General features: G+C 63.5%; 6 protein-coding genes. 5 read left to right on the top strand and 1 reads right to left on the bottom strand.

All coding sequences use genetic code 11. The features are described 5' to 3' along the window. Window positions 1–68 precede the first annotated feature (68 nt). The gene (locus GXY33_02275) at window positions 69–836 is read right to left on the bottom strand and encodes an AraC family transcriptional regulator (GenBank protein NLX03950.1); all 768 of its coding nucleotides are present in this window, start codon (window positions 834–836) and stop codon (window positions 69–71) included. 148 nt (window positions 837–984) lie between these two features. Here GXY33_02275 and GXY33_02280 point away from each other — a divergent pair, with 148 nt between their 5' ends. From GXY33_02280 to GXY33_02300, 5 genes are all read left to right on the top strand, one after another. Continuing rightward, entirely contained in the window at window positions 985–2037 is a 1053-nt protein-coding gene (locus GXY33_02280) for a Gfo/Idh/MocA family oxidoreductase (GenBank protein NLX03951.1), read from the top strand. 129 nt (window positions 2038–2166) lie between these two features. Beyond that, window positions 2167–3186: a Gfo/Idh/MocA family oxidoreductase gene (locus GXY33_02285; GenBank protein ID NLX03952.1), complete on the top strand. Its 1020-nt coding sequence runs from the start codon at window positions 2167–2169 to the stop codon at window positions 3184–3186. Window positions 3187–3244: 58 nt separating this feature from the next. Continuing rightward, a complete protein-coding gene (locus GXY33_02290; GenBank protein NLX03953.1) occupies window positions 3245–4351 on the top strand; it encodes a VCBS repeat-containing protein in 1107 nt (368 codons plus the stop codon). 1 nt (window position 4352) lies between these two features. Beyond that, complete coding sequence (locus GXY33_02295; GenBank protein ID NLX03954.1) at window positions 4353–5462, top strand: MBL fold metallo-hydrolase; 1110 nt, start codon at window positions 4353–4355, stop codon at window positions 5460–5462. Then, a partial coding sequence (locus tag GXY33_02300; protein ID NLX03955.1) for a family 78 glycoside hydrolase catalytic domain occupies window positions 5459–6791 on the top strand: 1333 nt, incomplete at its 3' end. The genes GXY33_02295 and GXY33_02300, both read left to right, overlap by 4 nt.

The following is a 6791-nucleotide window of genomic DNA, read 5'->3' on the forward strand; positions in this document are numbered from 1 at the left end:
ATGTCCAGTGATCATTCACGCGGTGGTTCAAGATGGTCGGTTCGGCTTGACGGCGAAGGCACGTTGCGTCAGGCGTGATCGATGTTTCGGCTGGCGGCCTGTTTGCGGATCTGTCCCGGGGTGAGATTGAGGCATTTGCGGAAGACTCGGCAGAGATGGTAGGCATCTGCCAGGCCGGTCTTGTCGGCGACGGCTTTGATGGGCAGGCTGGTGGTGAGGATCAGGTCGCGTGCGAGGTGGACCCGCTGGAGGCGCAGGGCCTGCATGGGGGTTTGTCCGGTCAAGGCGCGGTATCGCCGGACGAAATGGTACTTGCTGAGGCCGACGTTGGCGGCCAGGTCCTCGAGTCGGATGGGTCGGGCGATATGGTCGGCGATGTAGTCGCGTGTCCGTTCGATCAGACCCGACGGCGGATGGAGGCACAGTTCGACCGCGTGGGCCATCGCGGCTCGGAAGAGCAGGCGGGCCTGAGCTTCGGGCCATGGGCCGGGTCGTTTGCGCAGGGAGAGGATCCAATCGCATACCATGCGGATTCTGCCGCCGGCGTCGTGCCATCGAGTTGGCAGTTGGTTGGGCAGCTCGGGCCAGCGAAAGGCGATGAACGACGTATGGAGTCGTCCCTCGCTCCATTCCTCGTGGACGACGTTCCGACGGTAGAGCAGCGCGTCACCCTCCTCGGCGCGGATCACGTGGCCGCCGATTCGCACGTGTTGCGAGCCCTCGTGCACGACGATCAGCTCGTGCACCTGCGGGTGGCTGTGCGGTTTGATGTACCATCGCCGGCCGGAGGGCTGATGGTCACCCAACGCGATGAACTCGCAGGCCTCGATATCCATGAGCAATTTTCGTCAATAAAAAGCAACGCGGGCCATTGTGGTCCCGTTAAAAGCCTTTATGATGGTCATTTGGAACAGTTTTACAGATATCCGCTGGTATCGCAAGAGCAATTTCGGCCCAACGACGGCGGGCGAGGAGCGGATCGCCATGCGCGAACGGGTACGGATCGGTTTTGTCGGGGTCGGCAGCATGGGGCAGATGGCCCATCTGAGGAACTACGTGACGAACGACGAGTGCGAGGTCGTGGCGATCGCCGAGGTGCGGCGGCCGACGGCCGAGCTGGTCGCCGAACGGTACGGCGTGCCGAAGGTCTATTCCTCCTACCGGGAGATGACCGACGCCGAGCGTCTCGACGGGGTCGTGGCGATCATGAACTTCACTCTGCACGCCGGGCTGCTTCCCGATCTGTATCCTCGGGCTGCCAATGTGATCACGGAAAAGCCGCTCGCCGCGTCGCCGGAGGCCGGGCGGAAGCTCGCGGACGCCGCCGCGAAGGCCGGGTGCACGCACATGGTGGCCTACCACAAGCGGTCGGACCCGGCCACGCAGTACGCCAAATCCGTGATCGATCAGTGGAAGGCCTCGGGCGAACTGGGCAAGCTCAAGTACATCCGGATCACCATGCCTTCGGGCGATTGGGTGGCCAACGGCATGATCGGGCGGCTTGACGGCGGCGGCGAGCTGCCTCCGCTGGAGAAGGAACCGCCCATGAACCTGCCCGAGGAGGTCCAACGCAAATACGTGGCCTTTGTGAACTACTACATCCATCAGGTCAACCTCATGCGCCATTTTCTGGGCGAACCGTACAAGGCGAGGTTCGTCGACAAGTCGGATGTCATCCTGACGGTCGAGAGTGCTTCGGGCGTTTGCGGGGTCATCGAGATGACGCCGTACCAGACGACGCTCGAATGGGAGGAACAGGCGCTGATCGCCTTCGAGAAGGGGTACATCAAGCTCAAGCTCCCGGCCCCGCTGGCCGTCAATCGCCCGGGCGCCGTGGAGATCTACCGCGACCCGGCCAAAGGCACAACGCCCGAGCGGATCACGCCGACGCTTCCGTGGGTCCACGCGATGCGTCAGCAGGCGATCAATTTTGTGAAGGTCTGCAAGGGCGAGATGGCGCCGCCGTGTGACGCCGCTGAGGCGCTGGAGGACCTGAAGGTCGCGCGGGAGTATCTTGATCTGTGGAGCCGCCGTTGACGGGTTGCACCAACGGAGAAACCAGCGGCGCACCTTGTCCAAGTGGACCAAGGGCTGTGACGGGAACGATTGGTGTGAGAAAGGGCCGCCGTGGGTAAAGTGAGAATCGGATTTATCGGGGTCGGGTCGATGGGGCAGATGGCCCATCTGAGAAACTACGCGACTATCCCGGAGTGTGAAGTCGTGGCCATCGCCGACCTTCGGGAGAAGACGGGCAAGCTCGTCGCTGAACGGTACGGAGTTCCGCACGTATACCGCGACTACGTCGAGATGTTGGACACGGAGCGGCTGGACGGGGTGGCTGTCATCCAGCATTTCAGTCAGCACGCAGCCATGCTGCCCAACGTATACCGGAGGGCCAGGAACGTGTTGACCGAAAAGCCTCTTGCGGTTTCCGTTTCGGCGGGCGAAGGGCTGGTCAACGCCGCCAGAGAGTTCGGCTGCCGGCACATGGTGGCGTATCACAAACGTTCGGACCCGGCAACGATGCACGCCAAGGCCATCGTGGATCGATGGCGGACGTCGAATGAGATGGGATCGTTGCGATACATCCGCATGTTCGTCACGATGCCGGTAGGCGACTGGGGTTGCAGCGGATTCGTCGGGATGCTGAACGGCGGCGACCCCAAGCCTCCGCTGAACGCGGAACCTCCCATGACCGATCTTGCTGCCGACGCCCACAAGCAATACCTGAATATCGTCAACAACTATGTCCATCAGATCAATCTGATGCGTTTTTTCCTGGGCGAGTCGTACCACGTGACCTATGCGGAAAAGACCGGCGTGCTCATGGCCGTTGAAAGCAGGACGGGCGTTCCCGGCGTCATTGAACTCGAACCGTATCGCACCACGCGTGAGTGGGAGGAAACGGTCCTGATCGCTTTCGCCAACGGGTATGTCCGGCTGAGGCTTCCCACTCCCATGGCGGTGAACCGGGCCGGCGAAGTGGAGGTCTTCACCGATCCCGGCGGGGACGAGACGCCGCGACGGACCGTTCCCAGCCTTCCGTGGGTCGATGCGATGCGTCAGCAGGCGATCAATTTCGTGAGGGTCTGCAAGGGCGAGATGGCGCCGCCATGCGACGCCGCTGAGGGCCTCGACGACCTCAAGGTCGTTCGGCAGTACGTTGACCTGTGGACGCGCCGTTGAGAGGAAGAAAGGTGATCCACCCGAACTGATAGAGGATTCTACTATTTGGGAGCAACCCATGCCGCCACTGAGATTTCAGAAGGTTCTCATTGCCGACGAGCGCTACGAATCGGCCGGCGTCTTTGACGTGGACAACGACGGCGTGCTCGATATCGTCAGCGGATCGTACTGGTATCCGGGCCCGCACTTCGACCGCAAGTGCAAGATCGGAAACGTCTTGCCGGTGGAGAACGAGTACTACGACGATTTTTCGACGATCGGGCTGGACATCAACGGCGACGGGTATATGGATTTCATCACCGGCGGCTGGTGGGGCAAGACGCTCCGCTGGCGGGAGAATCCACAGGGCGATCCGGGCAAGCCATGGCCGGAACACGTCATCGCCGAGACCGGCAGTATCGAGTCGACGCGGGCGTGGGACATCGACGGCGACGGGATCATCGAGATCGTCCCGAACACGCCGGGCGGACCGCTGGTCGTCTACAAGCTCGTCACGGATGGCCGCGGGCGCGGGACGGGCCAGTTTGCCATGCACGTTGTTCATGACAAGCCCCAAGGCCACGGCCTGGGCTGCGGCGACGTCAACGGCGACGGGCGTCTGGACTTTATCCTCAACAACGGTTGGCTGGAAGCTCCGGCCGACCCGTTCGGCGGGCAATGGGTCTTTCACGAGGAGTTCCAATTCGGCAGCGCCAGCGTGCCCATTCTCGTCGCCGACGTCAACGGCGACGGCCTCAACGACATCATCGTCGGCCAGGGCCACAACTACGGCCTCGACTGGTACGAGCAGCGGATCGACAAGGGCAAGCGCACGTGGATCAAGCACCCGATCGACCCGTTCAACAGCCAGTACCACGACCTGTGGTGGGTCGACCTCGACGGTGATGGCGAGTGCGAACTGGTGACGGGCAAACGCTACCGCGCCCACTGCGGGCACGATCCCGGCGAGTACGATCCGTACGGTCTTTACTATTTCAAGTGGACCGGTGAGGGGTTCGCCAAGCAGGTGATCGACTACGGCCCGATCCGCCAGGCCACCGGCTGCGGGATTTCGTTTCAGGTGGTCGATATCGACGGCGACGGCCGGCTGGATATTGTCGCTCCGGGCAAGGACGGGTTATACTTGTTCAGGAACATGGGTCACGCTCAAAACATGGGAGACTGACATGCCCTGTCCGAAGCGGCTCCGAGGCGCAGCGGCCGTCGTGGCTGTGGTCGCGATGTGGCCGGCTGTGCCTTGTGTCTGGGCGGAAGATGCGTCGACCTCGAAGCCCGCGCAGACGACGGCGTTTGTTCCCAGCCGCGCCGCGCTGGATGAGGTCTACGAATGGCTCCAGCACAATCCGCCCGACGGGACGAACCGGGATGCGCGGCGCCGGCGTATGGCGGTCATCCAGGCTGCGTGTGACCGTCTGGCGCCTGCCGACTGGGACCGGTACAGCAACGCGTGGACCGAGCCGAACGCCGACCAGATCGACGACGCGATGGAGCGGGAGCATCCGGCCCTCTACTACCTCGGCAACGCGACGGCGAGGGCGCTGGCGGACATCCGCGCCACGCGGGTCAGGAAGGGCCTGGCGTTGTGGTATCTGTACAACATGGGCTACGTGTTCAAAACGCCGGACGCCTGTTTCGCCATCGACGTGCATTCCCGCCACGCCGAGCGGCTGGTGGACGATCTGGACTTTGTGCTGGCCACTCACGAGCACCCCGATCACTGGTCGCAGCTCTTGCTCGACGCCATGATCGAAGCGAAGAAACCCGTCGTCACCCGCTGGTACGCGGGCAGCACGATCGTCGACGAACCCGCCGAATTCCGCTTCGGGACGGTGCGGGTCAAGGTCGACATCGGCGACCACAACCACCCCGGCAGCGTCAACGACATGCTGATGTTCCAGGTGGACTGCGGGCCCTCGGCCAACGACGCGGTGATCTATCACACCGGCGACGACAGCAACGTCCTGAAGATGCAGCCGGATCGGACGCCGGACGTCCTGATCTTTCATGTTCAGTGCAACGGCATGAACGTCAACGACGCGTTTCGCCGCGTTGGGCCGCGGATGATGCTGCCGTCGCACCTGCTCGAACTGGGACATTGTCCGACGCCGCCGCGAATCAGCCGCTGGCCGTTCGAGTTCGCGTTCGCCGTCATCGAGCCCACTCCGCCGGACCGCGCCGCGATCCTGACCTGGGGCGAACGGTGGCTGCTGCCGGGAACGGTGCTCGAAACGCCGGCGACGCAAGACGCTTCAACATCGCCCAGGGAATCGCGATGACGATGACGGCCGAGGATCTCCGCTGCGAGTATGAAAGCAGTCCTTTGGGGCTCGACGTTCCTCCGCCGCGGTTCAGTTGGGTGCTTGCATCGGAGGCACGCGGCACGCGGCAATCGGCGTATCATCTTCTGGTGAGCACGAGTCCCGAAGCCGTCTCCGCCGGGAAGGGCAACCTCTGGGACACCGGACGGGTGGAGTCAGATCAATCGACCGGAGTGTGCTATCGGGGCCGTCCCCTTCGGAGCGGTCAGCGCTGTTTCTGGCGCGTCCGCTGCTGGAACGAAGAGGGCCAGGCCGGGCCGTGGAGCGACGCGGCCGTTTTCGAGATGGGCCTTCTCGACGAGCAAGACGGGATGGGCACCTGGATCGGCGGCGACAGGGGGATTTCCTCGCCTCTGTTGCGCAAGGAGTTTGATTTGCCGGACGGATTGGCCGGCGCGCGGCTCTACATCTCCGGTCTGGGCGGCTATGAGGCGTTCATCAACGGACAACGGGTGGGCGATCACGTTCTCGATCCCGCCGCGACGGACTACGACCAGCGAATCCTCTACGTGACGCACGATGTGACTTCTCTGCTGAAGCCCGGCGTCAATGCGATCGGCGTGATGCTGGGAAACACGTTCTACTGTCAGCCGAGCGAGCCGAACCTGACGGACGCGATCTATGCCTACGGCGACTCGCCGCGGCTGCTGTTGCAGTTGAACGTGGAATTGCAGGACGGCGGCCGCCTGAGCCTCCATTCGGACCAGGAGTGGCGGGTGTCCGACGGCCCGATCCGTTTCAACAGCATTGCGGGCGGCGAAGTCCACGACGGCCGGATGGAGAAGCCGGGCTGGACGGAAGCCGGCTACGACGACTCCGGATGGCAGCGCGCCGAGGTCCGGCCGTCGCCCGGCGGCAAGCTCGAATCCCAGACGATGCCCGCCATGAAGGTCATCCAGACCCTGCAGCCCGTCGCTTGTCGGCAAGTCCGGCCGGGCGTTCGTGTGTACGACATGGGGCAGTGCTTCGGCGGATGGGTGCGGCTGCGGGCCCGCGGGCCGCACGGAGCCAGGATCATCGTTCAGCACAGCGAGTACCTCGCGGAGGATACCGGGCTGGTCGAAAAGCGGCCGTATCCCGGAACGCTCGAAACGGCCTCCTACGTGCTCAGGGGCGGCGGCGAGGAGGTCTGCGAGCCCCATTTTACGTTCCATCCGGTTCGATACGTCCAGATCGAGGCGCCCGCCGACGGAGTGAGCATCGACGACGTGCAGGGCTGCGTCGTTCATTCCGCGGTGGACCTTTCGGGCGATTTCGAATGTTCCAATGCGATTCTCAGCCGCATTC

The sequence above is a fragment of the Phycisphaerae bacterium genome, from assembly GCA_012729815.1.
GTDB lineage: Bacteria > Planctomycetota > Phycisphaerae > JAAYCJ01 > JAAYCJ01 > JAAYCJ01.

What these genes read in the sequence shown, in the direction of transcription:
- GXY33_02275 (NLX03950.1), bottom strand. Translation starts at nt 836, where the DNA reads ATGGATATCGAGGCCTGCGAGTTCATCGCGTTGGGTGACCATCAGCCC.
- GXY33_02280 (NLX03951.1), top strand. Translation starts at nt 985, where the DNA reads ATGCGCGAACGGGTACGGATCGGTTTTGTCGGGGTCGGCAGCATGGGG.
- GXY33_02285 (NLX03952.1), top strand. Translation starts at nt 2,167, where the DNA reads ATGGGGCAGATGGCCCATCTGAGAAACTACGCGACTATCCCGGAGTGT.
- GXY33_02290 (NLX03953.1), top strand. Translation starts at nt 3,245, where the DNA reads ATGCCGCCACTGAGATTTCAGAAGGTTCTCATTGCCGACGAGCGCTAC.
- GXY33_02295 (NLX03954.1), top strand. Translation starts at nt 4,353, where the DNA reads ATGCCCTGTCCGAAGCGGCTCCGAGGCGCAGCGGCCGTCGTGGCTGTG.